General features: G+C 67.8%; 15 protein-coding genes and 4 pseudogenes. 15 read left to right on the top strand and 4 right to left on the bottom strand.

Annotated elements, in window-relative coordinates:
- Positions 1–349 precede the first annotated feature (349 nt).
- Positions 350–1,486 (bottom strand): PP2C family protein-serine/threonine phosphatase, encoded by a 1,137-nt coding sequence (locus AADR41_RS04910; protein WP_342280126.1) that lies wholly within the window; start codon positions 1,484–1,486, stop codon positions 350–352.
- A gap of 467 nt (positions 1,487–1,953) precedes the next feature.
- Between AADR41_RS04910 and AADR41_RS04905 the strand changes: the two genes are divergently transcribed.
- A protein-coding gene (locus AADR41_RS04905; RefSeq protein WP_446750979.1) for an IS5 family transposase occupies positions 1,954–2,756 on the top strand; the annotation gives its coding sequence in 2 pieces (ribosomal slippage) (positions 1,954–2,311 and positions 2,311–2,756; 804 coding nt in all).
- A 13-nt stretch (positions 2,757–2,769) separates the two neighbouring features.
- Here the strand turns inward: AADR41_RS04905 and AADR41_RS04900 are convergent.
- Positions 2,770–3,180: an Imm10 family immunity protein gene (locus AADR41_RS04900; RefSeq protein ID WP_342280124.1), complete on the bottom strand. Its 411-nt coding sequence runs from the start codon at positions 3,178–3,180 to the stop codon at positions 2,770–2,772.
- Positions 3,181–3,271: 91 nt separating this feature from the next.
- On the opposite strand from AADR41_RS04900, the gene AADR41_RS04895 reads away from it, so the two are divergent.
- From AADR41_RS04895 to AADR41_RS04860, 8 genes are all read left to right on the top strand, one after another.
- A complete protein-coding gene (locus AADR41_RS04895; RefSeq protein ID WP_342280123.1) occupies positions 3,272–3,907 on the top strand; it encodes an endonuclease/exonuclease/phosphatase in 636 nt (211 codons plus the stop codon).
- Between the two features lie 147 nt (positions 3,908–4,054).
- On the top strand, positions 4,055–5,074 hold the full coding sequence (locus AADR41_RS04890) for a thymidylate synthase (RefSeq protein ID WP_342280122.1): 1,020 nt from the start codon (positions 4,055–4,057) through the stop codon (positions 5,072–5,074).
- Positions 5,071–6,114 carry a nucleoside-diphosphate kinase gene (locus AADR41_RS04885; protein ID WP_342280121.1) on the top strand — a complete coding sequence of 348 codons (1,044 nt, stop codon included), beginning with the start codon at positions 5,071–5,073 and terminating at the stop codon, positions 6,112–6,114. Before AADR41_RS04890 ends, AADR41_RS04885 begins: the two co-directional genes overlap by 4 nt.
- Positions 6,115–6,132: 18 nt before the next feature.
- On the top strand, positions 6,133–7,311 hold the full coding sequence (locus AADR41_RS04880; RefSeq protein ID WP_342280120.1) for a radical SAM protein: 1,179 nt from the start codon (positions 6,133–6,135) through the stop codon (positions 7,309–7,311).
- Complete coding sequence (locus AADR41_RS04875) at positions 7,308–7,910, top strand: 3'-5' exonuclease (RefSeq protein ID WP_342280119.1); 603 nt, start codon at positions 7,308–7,310, stop codon at positions 7,908–7,910. Before AADR41_RS04880 ends, AADR41_RS04875 begins: the two co-directional genes overlap by 4 nt.
- On the top strand, positions 7,904–8,506 hold the full coding sequence (locus AADR41_RS04870) for an AAA family ATPase (RefSeq protein WP_342280118.1): 603 nt from the start codon (positions 7,904–7,906) through the stop codon (positions 8,504–8,506). The genes AADR41_RS04875 and AADR41_RS04870 overlap by 7 nt, the downstream gene beginning before the upstream one ends.
- Complete coding sequence (locus AADR41_RS04865; protein ID WP_342280117.1) at positions 8,503–9,282, top strand: aldo/keto reductase; 780 nt, start codon at positions 8,503–8,505, stop codon at positions 9,280–9,282. Before AADR41_RS04870 ends, AADR41_RS04865 begins: the two co-directional genes overlap by 4 nt.
- Before the next feature lie 576 nt (positions 9,283–9,858).
- Positions 9,859–11,259, top strand: coding sequence for a hypothetical protein (locus AADR41_RS04860; protein WP_342280116.1), 1,401 nt, complete (start codon positions 9,859–9,861; stop codon positions 11,257–11,259).
- Here the strand turns inward: AADR41_RS04860 and AADR41_RS04855 are convergent.
- Positions 11,254–11,670 carry an NUDIX hydrolase gene (locus tag AADR41_RS04855; RefSeq protein WP_342280115.1) on the bottom strand — a complete coding sequence of 139 codons (417 nt, stop codon included), beginning with the start codon at positions 11,668–11,670 and terminating at the stop codon, positions 11,254–11,256. The two genes, AADR41_RS04860 and AADR41_RS04855, sit on opposite strands and share 6 nt — an antisense overlap.
- Positions 11,671–11,726: 56 nt before the next feature.
- Between AADR41_RS04855 and AADR41_RS04850 the strand changes: the two genes are divergently transcribed.
- Both AADR41_RS04850 and AADR41_RS04845 read left to right on the top strand, forming a co-directional pair.
- Entirely contained in the window at positions 11,727–12,530 is an 804-nt protein-coding gene (locus tag AADR41_RS04850) for an NTP transferase domain-containing protein (protein ID WP_342280114.1), read from the top strand.
- A 91-nt stretch (positions 12,531–12,621) separates the two neighbouring features.
- Positions 12,622–13,284: a helix-turn-helix transcriptional regulator gene (locus tag AADR41_RS04845; RefSeq protein WP_342280113.1), complete on the top strand. Its 663-nt coding sequence runs from the start codon at positions 12,622–12,624 to the stop codon at positions 13,282–13,284.
- A gap of 343 nt (positions 13,285–13,627) precedes the next feature.
- Here AADR41_RS04845 and AADR41_RS04840 read toward each other — a convergent pair.
- Positions 13,628–14,623, bottom strand: a pseudogene (locus tag AADR41_RS04840) (IS1380 family transposase); the annotation flags it as partial.
- Here AADR41_RS04840 and AADR41_RS04835 point away from each other — a divergent pair.
- The 4 genes and pseudogenes from AADR41_RS04835 to AADR41_RS04820 all read left to right on the top strand — a co-directional run.
- Positions 14,604–14,927: pseudogene (locus AADR41_RS04835) on the top strand (transposase); the annotation flags it as partial. The pseudogenes AADR41_RS04840 and AADR41_RS04835 overlap by 20 nt on opposite strands.
- Before the next feature lie 257 nt (positions 14,928–15,184).
- Positions 15,185–16,127, top strand: a pseudogene (locus tag AADR41_RS04830) (IS110 family transposase).
- A gap of 91 nt (positions 16,128–16,218) precedes the next feature.
- On the top strand, positions 16,219–16,464 hold the full coding sequence (locus AADR41_RS04825; protein WP_342280111.1) for a hypothetical protein: 246 nt from the start codon (positions 16,219–16,221) through the stop codon (positions 16,462–16,464).
- A gap of 89 nt (positions 16,465–16,553) precedes the next feature.
- Positions 16,554–17,183: pseudogene (locus AADR41_RS04820) on the top strand (TniB family NTP-binding protein); the annotation flags it as partial.
- Positions 17,184–17,234 lie beyond the last annotated feature (51 nt).

Here is a 17,234-nt window from a genome sequence, read left to right as displayed (position 1 = left end):
GCCCTTGCCGGGCCGTCTGGACCTCCATCGAAGGTGCCCGCCCTCCCAGACACTCACGAACGGAAACCGCCGACAACGAAGGCTGGGACGTCTGCACACGCGTCAACCTGGACGACAACGTCTCCTGGGATTTCGTGAGCTGCCGTGTTCACCGTGATTTGTCTATCCCCTGGTCACCGACGTGCCTGGCGAGAAGGTCGAATGGGACGGGACAGCGACGTCCCAGACTCCGGGGAACAAGGGCGGACGCTCGCGGAACAAGCAATGACCGAGACCGGAACAGAGACCGCGGCGCCCGTACCGCGCCAGTGCCCTCTGGGGAGGGCTCGGCATTCCGCTCGTACCGCTGTCAATGTTCGCCTTCTTCCGCTTCGTCATGGGAGATATGGGCCCGGCGGATGGCGAGGAGGGCGACATCGTCGCCGAGGCGTCCGCCGGCGTGGGCGATCAGGTCGCGTTCGATGTGCTGGAGCAACGCCTCCGGAAGGTGGTCGGTCCACTGGGCTGCGCGTTCCGCGAACGGGTAGAAGACGCCGTTGTGGTCACGGGCTTCGATGACACCGTCGGTGTACAGGACCAGCGTGTCCTCAGGGCCGAAGGGCAGGACATCAACAATGTGACTGTCGGGATCCGTGACGCCGACGCCAAGTGGGGGCCCGGGGTGGAGGCGGGGCACGTGGACGGTGTTGTCGGGGCCGAGCAACAGGGGTGCCGGGTGACCGCAGCTGGTCATGCGGACCAGGGGCTCGGCGTCGGCGATCTCGACCAGAAGAGCGGTCACGAAGCGTTCTCCCGCCTCGCCCTCCGGTTCGAAGTCGGCAAGGTAGCGGGTCATGCTCCGTTCCAGGGAAGCGGCCAGGTCGGGCAGGGATGCCTGCTGGTGGGCGGCCTCGCGGAAGGCGCCGAGCAGAAGGGCGGCCTCGCCCAGGGCGGGCAAACCCTTGCCCCTCACGTCGCCGATCATCACGCGAGCCGCGCTGCCGGTGTGGACGGCGGCATACAGGTCGCCGCCGATATCGGCCTCCTCCTCGGCAGCCAGATAAACACAGGCAAGCCGCAGCGAGCCGAGCCGCCTCGGCAGCGGCCACATCACCACCTGCTGGGCAGCATCGGCGACCGACCGGACCCGGACCATCTGGCGTGCGTGCCGGTCGCGCACCGCACACAAGACCACGATCAACGAGGTGATCACCGCGATAGCAATCACCTCCACCACCACGTTCCGCGAAGACAGCCTTCCGGCGTACCAGCCGTTGATCGCCTCGCCCGCCATGGCCAGGACCCCGATACCGGCCGTCGTCCAGGGGCCCGCGAACCACGCGGTGAGCGTGGGCGCGACCACCAGCAGGGGGCCGAGAGCGATGCTTGGCCCAGTCGCGATGTCCGCGGCAGTGATCACAACGATGAGCACAACAGGGATCAATAGCAGCAGGTGGCTCGGCTGCCACGGCTGCCCGAGACCTGCTCGCGCCTGCCTGTAGCCCACGCCTTCCACACTGCACCACCACCGCGGTTTGCGCCACGACGGTGCAGCCGATCCCATTCCTGACGGAATCGCGCCCAGGAAGCGGTCCCTCCGTAGCCGATCCGGACCGCCACTCCGGGCAGTGGTCACTGCCCGGCAGGTTCGCGCTCGACTGACTAGCTCCGCTGTCAGGTTCTCGCGTCGTCTGACTCGGGCCGGGGATACCTCCTGCGGCCTTGACCTGGACCACGGCGCCCTCGCTCATCCCCCTTGTGCCGGCCGGGCACTGACGTACGAACCTCGCACCTCGTGGGGCCGACAGTCGCTGGTGCGACGCTGGACTCTTGTCACCATGCGTGACGGCTACACCAGCGGCGTGCGCTGCCCCAAGGCAGGCGGACCTTCGTCTTCTGGAATACCCCTGTGGCCGATTCGATTGCTTCTCTTAGACGACGTTTCTTATGGCTTGATCGTTCGTTGAACTGTGCATGGCGGATCTGGTTGAGCGGTTGGTGCCGGACGAGTTGTGGGCGCTGTTCCGGCGGGTGGTGCCGCCCATGGAGGCGAAGCGTCCGCAGGGCGGGGGTCGGCGGCGGGCGGGTGACCGGGAGGCACTGGCCGCGATCATCTTTGTCGCCACCTCGGGCTGCACATGGCGGCAGCTCCCGCCGGTGTTCGGCTCGGCCTGGCCCACGGTCTACCGGCGCTTTGCACAGTGGAGCCAGGCTCGGGTGTGGGCGAAGCTCCACCGCGTCGTCCTCGACGAACTCGGTGCCCGTGGCGAGCTGGACTGGTCGAGGTGCGTGATCGACTCAGTCAGCGTGCGGGCGGCAAAAGGGGGCCGTGGACGGGACCGAATCCGACCGATCGTGGCAAGTTGGGGTCGAAGATCCATCTGATCACCGACCGGAATGGACTGCCTCTGTCGCTGGGCATCTCCGGCGCCAACATGCACGACAGCCAGGGCCTTGAGCCGCTCGTGCGCGGCATCCCGCCCATCCGCTCCCGCCGCGGCCCGCGCCGCCGGCGGCCCGGCAAGCTCCACGCCGACAAGGGCTACGACTACGACCACCTGCGCCGATGGCTCCGTGAGCGCGGTATCCGCCACCGCATTGCACGCAAGGGCATCGAGTCCTCACAGCGGCTCGGCCGGCACCGATGGGTGGTCGAAAGGACCGTGTCCTGGCTGGCCGGCTGCCGCCGACTCCACCGCCGCTACGAGCGGAAGTCGGAACACTTCCTCGCCTTCGTCGGCATAGCCGCAGTCCTCATCTGCCACCGCCGACTATGACGCAGAGGTGGACCTACAGGTCGACACGCCAGGGCCGAGCTTCCTCCCTCCCATACGCCAGCACTTGGGCGAGCACCTCCCGCATCCGCTCGATGTCTTCGTCGGGCGCGTCGAGTTCCGCCTCGATCTCAGCCTCATCCAGTCCCAGATCATCCAAGGAAGCAGGGTCCAGCGACACCGTGAGCAGCCCGTCCGACAGAGCTACTCCACGGACGCAGCCATAGGCCGTTCCCTGGTCTGGTGTTACCAGGCAATGGCTGTCGAAACCGAGGGACACGTTCTGCCGGGACGGTTCGCCGATGTTGCTCATGAACAGCAGGAAGAAGCCCTCGCCGTCTTCGTCTTCGGAGACACCGGCCTGCACTACGTCGTTGTCCAAATCGATCTCTGCCGCCACCACACGAGCGGTGAATCTGTATGCCATGACTGGGTTCTAGCAGGACGTCGAACCCTGCCGTCACGCAGGGCAACCACCAACAGAAACAACGTCTAAGGCCACGGGTGAGGCCCTGGGGATGGAGTGGAGGCTGGCGCCGTCGGGCAGCCACGGCTGTCATCTGATGACTCTGGTGCGGCCCGGCCGGGTGTCTTTCCAGGATTTCGTGCCGGACGCGGCGGAGGGGAAATTCCACCACGCTCTGTCAAGTGCGGATCTCATTGCGGAGGAATCCGGATGGTCTTTCCGGCTGCTCAGCACGCACTTCGCACCATTCTCACCGGAGGTCAGGGCATTCGAAGCGAGTTGGGTCACCGAGTTCGGTGCAGCCGACGACGGCATTGTGGCGGGTGACCTCAACGGAATGTGGCCGGGTGATCCGGAGCCACAGAACTGGGACTGGCTCCCGGCAGAGCTGCACTCCCGTCACCGCCGGCTCAATCCGGACGGCACCTACGGGCCTTCGAACCGGGATGCCCTGGCCAGCTTGCGCAACGCGGGATTCCGCGACCCGGTCAGCGATCTCGGGCATCCATGGGCGGCGACCGTCGGGCACTGGTCGGACCGCGAGTCCTATCCCATGAGGTCCGACTACATCCTGCCCGCTGCCGGAGTGGCCGGCCGGCTGCGGGCCTTGAAAGTCGTCAGCACTCCGGAGGTCCGCGCATTGTCGGACCACCTGCCCGTGATCGCGGACTTTGCCCTGTCTTCCTGATGAACCGGCCGGGCGGCCGGCAAGCAGGGACACGGCCCGGCCGCAGTCCCGGACCTCCCATGAAGCCCCATTCCGCAAGACCGACGCACAACCTTCACTTCCGTCCTTCAGCCGCAGTACGCGGCTGCGTCTCGACATGGAGAACTCATGCTCAGAGCACACTCCTATGCCGGTATAGAAGGGGCCTACGTGGGCCTGCTGAGGCTGGTGTACGAGGACTACGACCACCGCATCGCGGCGCGCGGCAACGACGCCCGTGAGGTGATCGGTGTCGGCTTCCGCCTTCCGAATCCTCGTCAACGGCTGCCCTACCTCGCGCAGCGCAAGGTCAACCCGGTCTTCCATTTCGCCGAAGCGCTCTGGTATCTCGCCGGTCGCCGGGACCTGGAGATGATCAGCTACTACGCGCCGTCCATGCGCTCCAGCTCCGCCGACGGAGCCACCCTCGGCGGATCTGCCTACGGGCACACCCTGTTCAACCCCGCCGACGGTGACACGGTGTCCCCCTTCGACCGTGTGCTGGAGCTTCTGCGTTCGGAGGCGGACAGCAAGCGCGGGTACCTTCCCGTCTTCTCCGCCGACGAGTTGGCCATCGCTGACAACCCTGACATGGCGTGCCTGGCGGGCCTCCACCTGCTCGTTCGCGAGGGGCGGCTCCACATGGTGTGCCACATGCGGGCCAACGACCTCGACTGCGGCCTCCTGTCCGACGTCTTCAGTTTCACGATGCTCCAGGAGTACGCAGCCATCCAACTCGGCCTGGAACTGGGCCACTACACGCACACCATCGGGTCCGCGCACGTCAACGACCGGAACACCGAGCGTGTCCGCCAGGTGCTGAACGAGGCCGAGCTGCGTCGCGCCCCCCAGCAGTTCCCTTTCCCTGCCATGTCCGCGGAGACCGGCCCCGACACGATCAGCCGTCTCATGGCGCACGAGGAACTGCTGCGCACCAACACGGTGCAGTACAGCGCGGACGAGATCGCGCACTTGGACGTGGACGCCTACTGGCAGCAGGCCCTGCTGTTGTTCGAGGCGTACCGGCAGATCCAGCACGACGGGACCGACACGGTCGGACGCGACGTGCTCGATGCCCTGCACCCCGGCCTGCGATGGCTCCTCGCCCACAAGTGGGCGGCCTGCGCGACCATGGGGGGCGCGCGATGAGCCGGAAGCCGGCGTCCGGCGCGGTGGTCGAGGGGATCGACTTCGACCGCTGGGCCGTCGTCCTGTGCAAACCCGATGCAGTGGAACGCGGCCTGGTCGATGCCGTTCTGGAACGGATCGAAGGAGCTGGTGTCTCCGTCCGCGCGCGGACGGAGCTGACCGCGGAGCCGTGGCAGGCCCATGTCGCCTACCGCGACATGCTGGCCGACCCGGGACGCTTACCCGCGGATCTGCCCGCGCGCATTGACGACGCGTACTCGGGGCAGCGCGTCACGGTCGCCCTGGCGCACGGCGGTCCCGATATCCACGCCCGTCTTCGGCGGTTGATCGGACACACCGACCCCACCAAGGCCGTGGTCGGCACGATCCGTGGCGACCTCGCCAACGACAGCCTCGCGGCTGCCGCCAGGGGAGGCCGACTCGTACGGAACCTCGTGCACACCTCCGACGATCCGGAATCTGCCCGCCGCGACTTCGGGACCTGGTACGGCCCCGGCCCCGGCCGCGCCCTGGAGGTCTCCGACTTCGGCCGATGCTCGGTCATCCTGTGCAAGCCGGACGCGGTGGAACGCGGTCTGGTCGATGTCGTCCTGGAACGGATCGCCGCGACGGGTGTCACCATCGCGAACCGTCGAGAGGCCACCGCGCAGTCGTGGCAGGCCCACGTGCACTACTGGGATCTCCTGGTGGACCGCGACTGGTTCCCCGACCGGGACATCCCGTCGTGCCTGGACGACGCGTACGCCGGGCGGAGCGTCGCCGTCGCTCTAGCCTACGGCGAGCCGGGGATGCACGCCCGGCTGCGTGATCTGCTGGGGCATTTCGACCCTACGCAGGCCGCGCCCGGCACGATCCGCGGCGACCTCGGCGACGACAGCCTTGCCGCGGCGCTCGCCGGGAAGCGGCTCGTGCGCAACCTCGTCCACACCAGCGACGACCCCGACGCGGCCCGACGCGACTTCGGGACCTGGTTCGGCGCCGGCCGCCGCGACCTCCTCATCCCGGAATTTCCGTCGCAGAGCACGCCCGCGCAAGCCTGACTCACACCTGGAGACCTGATGAGTACTCCCACCATCGGAGCCCGGCGGGCCCTGCCGATCCTCACGCCCGACAAGATCGGCGGCCTGAAGCGAGAACTCGCCGACGTGATCGAGTACCGCAAGTCGGGACTCTCGCTGAACTGGATCGTCGGCTGCCCGCTCGACTGCGGGTACTGCGTGCGCCACCTCTTCCAGAACTTCGAGATGAAGGTTCCCCGCCGTCTGATGAGCGACGAGGAAGCCGTGCGCCGCCTCGTAGGCCACTGCTACTTCCGCCCGCACCAGACCCCGATCCAGCTGCTGAACCGGGCCACGGACCCGATGCTGCCCGTCGTCAAGCTCCACGTCTTCAATGTGCTGCGCCAGCTCGACGACCAGGGGCTGACCAATCACGTCCTGATCATCACCCGGTGGCGCGTCGCTCCCGAGGACTGCGCCGTCCTCAACAGCTTCGCCAACCTGCGGCTGACCGTCCTGGTGACCCACTCGAATATCCAGGACGAACGGATCGAGCCGGTGGACAGCAACATCGCCGCCGAGAGCCTTCGCACCCTGTACGAGCACGCCGAGCGGTACCGCACCGTCCTGTACTGGCGTCCCATCGTCCCGGGTCTCAACGACTCCGCCGCCGACATCGCCCGCGCGCACGAACTGTCCCAGCATGCGCACGCCACTGTCTTCACCGGTCTGTTCTTCCGCAAGGAGATCGTCGCGTACTACGAGGCGCACGGCCTGGAGATGCCGTACGAGGACACCGCCCGGCGCAAGATCATGCCCGAGGCCGCGGAGCAGCGGATACTCGACGCCTTCGAGCAGGACACGTCCTGGGGGGCGTTGTTCCGAAAGACCTCGTGCGGTGTCGCGTATGCGCATGGGGAGGCCGACTACAACGGTCACTTCGGTATCCGTGAGCTGTGCGACATCTGCCCGGCCGAGCAGATCGCGAAGTGTGAGGCCGCCTGGGTCCAGCCGGATCTGAAGGACGTCACTCGGGAGGCGCGCGGGCTCGGCGCGACCGGCGAGGTCGAGGTCAACGATCGTGCGATCGTCGTTGAGGGACTGGACGAACCGCCGCGCTACTACCTCCAGCACGGCTTCGGCTACCAGTGCCACGACCGAGCCAAGCCTCATCACTACCGCCAGCACGGCCGAGCCGAGATCGGCTGGACGGCGGAGAACGGAACACCCAGCGCATGAACTTCTCCTCCTGGCCCGCCTTGTTCGTTGTCGATGTCGAGGGCAACGGCACCAACCCGCCTGATCTGGTCGAGGTCGCCGCGCTTCCCGTTCGTGACGGGCAGCTCGACAAGAGCACCGCCGGCGCGTGGCTGACCAAGCCGAAGCGGCCGGTCACGCCCTTCGCCGCGCGGGTGCACGGCCTCACCAACCAGGTGCTCGAAGACAAGCCGGGCTGGGAGGAGATCCAGGGCGCGGTCCACGGCCTGCTCGGCACGGCGTGGATCGCCGCCCACCACGCCCACGTGGACTACCGCGTCCTGTCCGCGCACATGCCGCAGTGGCAGCCGGCCGGAGTCATCGACACGCTTCGCCTCGCCAAGGCCACCTACCCCGGCCTGCCCAAGTACAGTCTCGACGCCCTGATCGAACACGCGGCGCCGGACCTGAGCCAGGCCCCCGGGCAGCGCCATCGGGCCACGTTCGACGCCTACGCGACCGCCCGGCTCCTCATCGCCATGTCCGCCCAGTACGACACCTGGGACCAGCTCGTTGCCGCGGCCGTGCCGCCCAACATGCCTGGCGCCCCCCAACCGGAAGAGGACCCTACCCTGTGGTGACCACCAATCCGCCCATCCGTATCGGGGTGCTCGGCACCCACTCCACCGGCAAGACGATGCTGCTCAAGCGCATCGAGATGGAACTGCGCGGCCACGGGGTGACTGTGGCCCGCACGGGCCGCCTGGCCAAGCGCGCCGCAGGCATCGGCCTGCCGAAGATGCACAACCACACCATCGAATCCACCGAGTGGATCATCACGCAGGGCATCGCCGATGAAATCGTCGGCGCCGCGCAAGGCGCGGAAGTCATCCTCGCCGACCGTGCCCCGCTCGACGCCATTGCCTACTTCAACGCGGCCACGGAGTTTCGCGGGGAACGCGCGCACCGTCTGGACCGGGACCGTCTTCGGCTGCTCGCGCTGACGCAGGTCCCGAAGTACAGCCTGCTTCTGGCAACCGTGCTGGACCCGTCCGCGCCCGTCCACGAGGGGCACGACTACGACGCCCGGTACCGCGCGCTGGTCGACCGGCACGTCCACGCTCTCCTCGACGAGGAGCAGCTGCCGCACCTGCGCGTCACCAACGACGCCGAAAGTCGCCGCCGTGGCATCGAAAGGGCACTTGAGCTCTGCCTCAAGGCGGAGGCTGCCGTATGAGCCTCACACCGCCCGGGGGCACCATCACGATCGCCGGAAAGATCGTCTCCCGCCTCGGCTTCGGCACCATGCGTCTGACCGGTCAGGGCATCTGGGGCGATCCCGACGACCGGCACCAGGCAATCCGGGTGCTCCGCCATGCCGTTCACACCCACGGCATCACCCACATCGACACCGCGGACGCCTACGGCCCGCACACCGTGGAGCACCTGATCAAGGACGCCCTGTACCCGTACCCCGACGATGTGCTGATCGCCACGAAGGTGGGGATGGTCCGCCCCGCACCCAACATGTGGGCACCGCACGGGCATCCCGTCTACCTCCGGGCCAGCGTCGAAGCCAGCCTGCGCCGCCTGGACACGGACCGCCTGGACCTCTGCTACCTCCACCGCATCGATCCCGAGGTTCCCCTCGCGGACCAGCTCGGGACACTCCAGGCCCTGCAGGACGAAGGCAAGATTGAGCACATCGGCCTGTCGAAGGTGACATCCGAAAGTATCCGGCTGGCCGGCAAGTACATCAGTGTCGCAGCCGTGCAGAACGTCCTCAACCTCATCGACCGGTACGATCCGGCGCTCGAACTCTGCCGGGACCTCGGCATTCCGTACGTGCCGTACCGGCCGCTCGACGCCGGGAACCTGGCCCACGAGGAGAGGATGGCAACAGCCCTCCACTGGCTGCTCCAGCTCGGCAGCCATGTAGCTCCCATCCCCAGTACCAGCAACCCGGAACACCTACGCCAGATTGTGTCCGTCACGGCTAACGGGTGGCTGTGATGTCGGCGTCCGCAGCGGCATGGGCGGCGCATGCGAGCGAGCCTCAGACCAGGGCCTCGTATGAGAACTGGCGGCCCCCGATCCTGTGGGCTTCTGTACTCGTCCGCGTCGAGCCGGATCACCTGCTCCTCAATGACACCAGCGGTCGCGGAGACTTCGTGTTACCCGGCGCTCCGATCACCGGCCGGCAGGTTCCGGAGCAGGCCGCACGCCGTGCCCTGTTCGGAACAGTCGCACCGGTCTTTGTCCCGGTCGCGATCGACCATGTGCAGATGCGCCGTCGACAGGTGATCGTCCATCTCCTCGCCTCACTCCCCATCCCCTGGAACGAAGCGGTAGAGCTGGCACCTGGGGACCGGCGTGCGACGCCGAGGATCCTTCCCGTCAAGGACGCCTTGGCATCCTTGCCATCACGGGCGCGGGCCCGTGCGACGGCAGGTCTCGCCACTCTGCATGCGGGCCGAACAGTCCCCCTCCGAACGTGCACCTGCCCATAGATCTTCAGGATCGCCCCTGCGCGGCGTAGTACATACGCCGCGCAGCACAGGCCCTGGCGGGCCGGAAGAGGAATCCGAGATGATTCAACGCGATGTAGATGCCCCTGTTGTCCCGCGAACGGCCGAAGGCATCGCCGCGCGCGTAGCGGCGCTCTTCGAGCAGCACGAACCCGAAGGTCCGTCCGCGCCGGTGCTGGCCCTGGGAATCTTCGAACGTGTGGGGTCAAACTGGCTGTCCGATTCCCTGCGTGCGGCAATGCCTCAGCACAACGAGCCCTTCCGGCAACAGCTCAGCAGGAAGCACCCCCTCTCCCCTCACGACCGCATCCCGCTCGACCTGACCAGTGAGGCATGGCTCGGTGATCTGGAGCTGCACCACCTGACGTGCGCACTCAGCGACCTCTACGGACGTCCACGACACCTGGTCAAGGAAACCAACCTCTTCTTCGCCGCGGACACGGTGCTTTCGCTGCTCCCCAGCTCTCCCGCCCTGGTCCTCACCCGCGCTCCAGTGGGAATAGCCTCCAGCTTTGCCCGCGGCCGATTATGGACGCGGTGGGCCTATGCCGGGCGCTATGCCCAGGTCGCAGCCACTGCCCGCACCCCCCGCTGGCGCGACGGGTTCGAACCATTGCTACCGCAGGACGCCGCTGACGAACCGACCGCGCTCGGACGTCTGATCGCGGTGAACGCGTTGCTGCTGGCCCACGCCTTAGCCAAGCGCGAACACACCGTCGTTTCCTACGAGCAGCACGTCAACGACCCGGTGGAGACAATGACCCGGATCACTGCCCGACTGGCCTTCGCCCTGCCGGCCGACGAGCAACGCCGGCCCCCTCACCATGACGACGGAAAGCCTCTCGACGCGACGTTCGCGACCACCGGCCAGAAGAGCAGTCTCGTCGCAGAACTCGGCCGACACACTGCCGAGCTGGTCAGCGAAAGCGCACAATCCACGCTGTCTCACGCCCGGCAGACACTTCCTGCGCAGGTCAGCGCAACCGCCGCCGAATGGTTGGCCGGTGACAACCTGTACGAGCTGCGCGAACCCCCGAACGGGCTGCCGGCGCACAACTGCGACTACTTGGCAGGCGACACCTCGCCCGTCGCCGAACCCGGGCGAACGGCCGGGCAAGTGCACCACATGGTCGGCAACCTCCAGATCTGGTGTGGAGACGGCCCCACCCGGAGTGAGGCAGAGCCCGAGCAGCGCTTCCTGTTCGTTGCCGCGTGGAACACCCCGGGGACCACGGAGGCGATCAGAGCCATGCGTTCGCGATACCTGCTCGGCTCCTCGCGTGGTATCGGTGTCCGCCTCGTACGCGATCGCCACACCACCCAGGCCACCGGCCTCGGCGCGTGGGAGCTGGCCCACCGGATCAACACCTGGATCGACGGCCTCGGTGCTCCTGGCCTCTCGCTGGGCGAGCAGGACCGCCTCCTGGTCACCGCGCTGACCGGGACCGCCGCCAGCTCATAGGCCGATAGCGGACTTGGGGCCCATGTACGAGCCGGCCCCAGGGAAATCCTCCCTGCACAGTTTCACGAATGTCTCGGTGAAGCCCAAGTCCGGCAGGGCGTCGATGTTAACGAAGGCGACCTGCCGGATCGGGCGTGTGTCCACACCCTCGGTGACAGCCCCGACCTGCCCGCCGACCCGGCGGGCCTCGAAAGTGACGTGAACAACATGGGCCTTGACGTTGTCGCACACGTACAGCAGGCGCCCGACCTCGACCTCGACCCCGGTCTCCTCCCGCATCTCCCGCACCAGGGCCTCGGCCAGGGTCTCTCCTTCTTCCACCTTGCCCCCCGGCAGGCTCCACGACCGCGGGCCGTCGGTGTCCTGGTCCAGGAGCAGGATCTCGTTGTCCTCGATAACGATGCCGGTCACTCGTGTATGCATGCTCAGACGCTAACGCCCCCACGACCGCGCAAGGGGGCACACGGATGAAGTCTCATCCCATCGCGGTTGTCATCGCCGCTGGCGGACTCGGCACGCGCGTAGGTGGCTGGTCCCCGTTCCTGCCCAAGGAGCTGCGGCCGGTCCAGGGACGTCCCGGCCTGGTTCACGTTCTGGAAGAAGCTGCCGTCCTCGGCGCCGATCGCGCCGTTGTGGTCCACCACCCTTACTACGCCCCGCTCATCGACTGGGCCCGCCAGGTGTTGACCCCCGGGGCCCTGTCCAGGTACCAGCGGCTGGCCCACCAGCCCGTAGGTCATGTCCCGCCCGCTGAACGCTTACGGGTGGACTTCATCCCTCAGCACGGCCGGTACGCCGACGTCACCTCTGCACTCAACGGCGCCGAACACCTGCACACCGGGGATATCTGCGTGGCCTTCGCTGACAACGTGGACCCGAGCCACTCGGCGCTCTCCGAACTCATGGCCGCAGCCACTCCACGCGCCCCCGCGGTCCTCGCACGACCGTTCGACCTTGAAGCCGCGGGCAGCCACGGAGTGATCATCTGCTCCGGCACCGGACCGGACTGCACCATGGCCGGGCTTGTCGAGAAGCCCGACCGCGCGCACGCCGCGCGACTGGCCGCGCATCACGGAACGGACCGCCCCCGCCTGCTTCAGGGCCGAGTCCGGCTGACACCTGAACTGCTACACCACCTGCGCGCAATCGCGCGGCACTCCGCCTCGGAACCGAAGCTCTCCATCGCCCTGGCCGCCTACGCCCTCAATCACTCTGTCCGCGTCGTCACCAACACCACCCCCATGATCGACCTCGGCACCCCAGACACATGAACCGCAGCCTGGACAGCGGCTCCGCAGCCGCTTCGGCCTTCTTGTCCCCACCCCGCGTGCCCCGATCGCACAGAAGAGAGCAGCCTGCGGCATGTCCCTTCCCACACCACGAGTGTCCGTTGCCGTCCAGGCCGATGACCCGGTCTCCTTGGCCGGAATCACTGACCTGCTGCGTCGGCAGCCCGAGGCCAGCGTGCTCTGCGATGCCCATCCGGACGAGGCGGACGAGGCGGACGCGCCCGTCGTTCCCGGTGTGATGGTCGTCGTGGCCGATGCCATCGACGAGAAGACGCTGATCCGTCTGCGCCACATTCAGCGCACCAGCACCTCACGTACCGTTCTGGTCACCACGGACATCGACGAGCAGAAGCTGGTGAGTGCCGCGGAGTGCGGTGTCGCCGGTGTGGTCAGGCGCTCCGACGCGACTCCGGAGCATCTGGTGCAGGTCATCGGGACGGTGGCGCGGGGCGAGGGCCATCTCCCGTCCGACCTGCTGGGACGGCTGCTGGAGGAGGTGGGCCGCCTCCAGGGGCAGGTGCTCGGTCCGCGCGGCCTGCACTTCACCGGCCTCGCGGCACGCGAGGTGGATGTGCTCAGGCTGGTCGCGGAGGGGTACGACACCGCAGACATCGCGACGAAGCTCGCCTACTCCGAGCGCACCATAAAGAACGTGCTGCACTCGGTGATGACCAGGCTCCAGCTGCGGAACCGGTCGCACGCGGTGGCGTACGCGATACGGCAGAGGCTGATCTGAACCGACCTGCGCGGGGGCTTCAGCCGCCAGCCACCCGAACCACGCTGGCGGCTGAAACGCACAGCTACCGGCGGTAATCTCTCTCAGGAAGGGGCGGGTGATCACAGCGAAACACCAACCACTCCCCCGCGATCACAAAATCTCGCCTGGCCACCGAGAATCTCAGCTGGCTCCGAGCCTAACCTCGATCTTTCGTGACGGCCCGTCGGTTTCTTCGACGGGCCGTTTCGGTTGTTCGGGCTGGTGGTGGTCAGGTTGATGGCCCGGCTGTCGCGTCGGGTGGGCGCCGGGTTCCACGGCTCTGGTCGGGGTGGTGCTGCTCGCAGGGACGGGAACGTGCTGTTCAGCCGGGGTTCGGGAGAGCTTCGAGCCGGGCGATGGCGTCGGTGATCACGTCGGTCCAGGGCCAGTGGAGTGCAAATCTCAAGTGCCGGCGGCGAACGGTGGTGACGATCTGGGCGGCGGCGCAGAAGAGGCGGAGCCGGAGGCGACGGGGCTCCCACCTGCGAGTTTTGCCGTTCAGAGCGAGCATGGGCATCCATGCGAGGAGGTCGAGGGCGAGCTGGACGATCTCCAGCCAGATCTGGTTCCGGGCGGTGTCGTGCAGGGGCAGGTTGCGCAGGCCGGTGGCGCGGGCGGCCCGGATGCGGTCCTCGGCTCGGGCTCGCTGGCGGTGCCGCAGTTCGAGTGCGGCGATGGGAACTTCGGTGGTGTTGGTGGCGAACGCCGTGAGCCGCAGGCTGTCGGCGTCGGTGAAGCGCAACTGGGTGCCGGGATGGGGTCGTTCCTTCCCCTTGAGGCAGTCGCCGGACAGTTCGGCGACCCAGGCTCCGTCGCGGATCTCGCCACCTGGCTCGACGGCCACCGTCCATGCAGCGGGCGGGACCTGGAGGACGGCCTGGTTGATGGCGTCGGTGATGGTCATGCCGACCGAGTAAGACAGCCACGGCCCTCGCTGGGCGAGCCAGGCGACGAACTCGTGAGTGCCGCCTCCGGAGTCGGTGCGGATCAGCGTCCGGCGTCCGCGCCGGTACTTCTTCGGCAGTTGGGCCAGGGCGAGTCGGGCCGTGTTGATGTGGTCGGCGGCGGTGTTGCTGCCTGCGTTGCCCGGCCTGAGCAAGCCGGCCACCGGCTCTCCGCTGCCACTGGCTCCGTGATCGACGAACCCCATCAGAGGATGGTGGCCGAAGGTTTTCTTCCAGGTCGCGGTGGCATCCTGCTTCTCGGAGTGGGCCAGCACGAGCACCCCGTCCAGGTCCACGATCACCTGCCCTGCGGCATCCGGGGCCGCGCTCTTGGCCACGTTCCAGACGCGCTCGCGCGCTTCGGCCCGAGCCGACGGGCCGATCGTGGTGGTCTGGGACAATCTCAACACCCATCTGGCCGCAGGGCTGAAGCGGTACGAGGCCGAACACGACTGGCTCACCACCGTCCGGCTTCCGCCGTATGCACCCGACCTCAATCCCGTCGAGGCTGTCTGGTCACTCGTGCGCAGAGCAATGGCCAGCATCGCTTTCACCACACCCGACGACCTCGACCGCAAGCTCCGCAGCGAGTTACGCAGGATCCAACTCCGGCCCCGTCTCATCGACGGCTGTCTCACCGCCACAAGACTGTCCATCAACCCGCCGACTCCACCTTGAAAACCTCAGTAGCCCCATCGGATGTCTTTTTCGTGGCTCTGCAATGGGGCCTCCGGCCTTCGGGTCCGGCATGACTTCCCCCTTGTTGCGGTTGATGATCCGGGGGGTGGTGTCACCGGGCCCGAAGGCATCGACGGACCGCTGATGAGGGGCTTGAGCACCGGCTTCACCCGAGCCGGAGGAGCTCTCCGAAACGTGGATGTGGCAGCTCGGTGCCTTGGCAAGGCCGGCCGAAAGCGTGATGGAGGGGCCTGCACGTGATCGACACCAGCACCATCGATGTCTTCCTCGGCCTGGACGTCGGCAAAGGCGAACACCACGCCACCGCCGTCACCCCGGCCGGGAAGAAGGCGTTCGACAAGCGCCTGCCCAACACTGAACCCAAACTCCGCGAGCTGTTCGCGAAGTTGCAGGTCAAGCACGGAACGGTGCTGGTCGTGGTCGACCAGCCAGCCTCGATCGGCGCCCTGCCCCCGGCCGTGGCCCGGGACATGGGCTGCCCGGTCGCCTACCTGCCAGGGCTGACGATGCGACGGATCGCCGACCTCTACCCGGGCGAGGCCAAGACGGACGCGAAGGACGCATTCATCATCGCGGACGCGTCCCGCGCGATGCCTCACACGCTGCGGGCGATCGACGGCGAGGACGAGACGATCGCCGAGCTGGAGATGATCGTTGGCTTCGACGACGACCTCGCCGGCGAGGCCATCCGGGTCGCGAACCGCCTGCTTGGACGCCCACCCTCTTTCGAAGGTCCTGATCTCGATGCCGGGAGTCGGCGTCAGGACCGGAGCCCGCATCCTGATCGAGGTCGGCGACGGCAGCACCTTCCCGACCGCCGGCCACCTCGCCGCCTACGCCGGACTCGCCCCCGCGACCCGCAACTCGGGCTCGTCGATCCGCGGCGAACAACCCTCCCGCCGAGGGAACAAGCAGCTCAAACGGGCCTTCTTCCTCTCTGCGTTCGCCACCCTGGGCGACCCGGCATCCCGGGCCTACTACGACAAGAAAATCGCCCAGGGCAAGCACCACACTCAAGCCCTCCTCTGCCTCGCGAGACGCCGGGCCGACGTCCTCTTCGCAATGCTCCGCGACGGAACTTTCTACGAGTCCCGCCCAGCCGCGGCTGCCTGCCCCTCAGCAGCCTCGCCGCACACGGGGCAGTCACGCTCGTCGACCGAGTCGACCACGACCGAATGACCACAGAAGTCGCACGGGCGCATGCCCTCGCCCACCGACTCTCGAACAGCCACCTCATCACTCCTGACAGCCACACTGCCATCCGACCACCTTGACCAAAGACATAGGGGCACCCCCCAGCGGCGGCCTCGCCCGCTTCTCCGCCGCCATCACCAGCTGGCTCCAGGCCCACCAGAGCGCCGTGGCCGTCCTCGCCGTGCTCGCCGTCGCCGCAGTGGTGGCCCTGGCCGTCCGGCACCGGCTGCGCACCCGCACCACCGCGGCGGACCGCCACCCCACCAACACCGCCGCGTCCGCCGCCGCACCGCGCGACCAGCGTGGCGGCCACTGTTGCTGACCGGCAGGCCCCGAGGGGCACCCCAGCCACCGCCCCCGCTCACCAGCCTGGGGGCGCCGCTCCCGCGGGATCAGGCGGCCTGGCCGAAGCCAGCGGCGACCGCGAAAGCCCTCGCGGCCGAGTTCGCCCGCTAACTCGGCATCCCCGTCACCGCCCGAATGCCCCAGGCCCAGATCACCGACGCCGTCCGCCACACCTACAACCGTGCGGGCGTGCGTCTGGTACTCATCGACGAGATCCACCGGCTCAACCCCCGCACCACCACCAGCGGGGAAACCGCCGACCTGCTGAAAGACCTCACCGAACACATCGGTGCGACGTTCGTGTACGCGGGCATCGACGTCACCACCACCGCCCTGTTCTCCGGGGTACGCGGGGCCCAGCTCGCCGCACGCGCTTCCCTCGTGGAATGCGGGGCCTTCCCGGCACGCCTCGGGAAACACGAGCCCTTCCGCGAACTGATCGCGGGGGTAGAGGCAGCCCTCGATCTCCGGGCGCACCGGGCCTGGACACTCCCTCGCCACGCCGCCTATCTCCGCCAAAGGACCGCGGGCAGGATCGGGAGCCTCACCCGGCTGATCCGGCAAGCCGCGATCGCCGCGATCCTCGACGGCAGCGAACGCATCACGAAGACCAGCCTCGAACAGGTCCGTATCGATCACCTCGCCGAAACCCACCACCGCCCCGCCACGAACGGGTCCCGCGCACCCCGCCGGTAACCCCCGTCTTTTCTGCCCTGCGGTCGACGCAGAAGGCTGTGACCAGGGAAA

The organism is Streptomyces sp. CLV115, from assembly GCF_038448545.1.
Taxonomy (GTDB): domain Bacteria; phylum Actinomycetota; class Actinomycetes; order Streptomycetales; family Streptomycetaceae; genus Streptomyces; species Streptomyces sanglieri.
The sequence above is the reverse complement of the archived record's forward strand: the minus strand, read 5'-3'. Positions and strand labels throughout refer to the sequence as shown.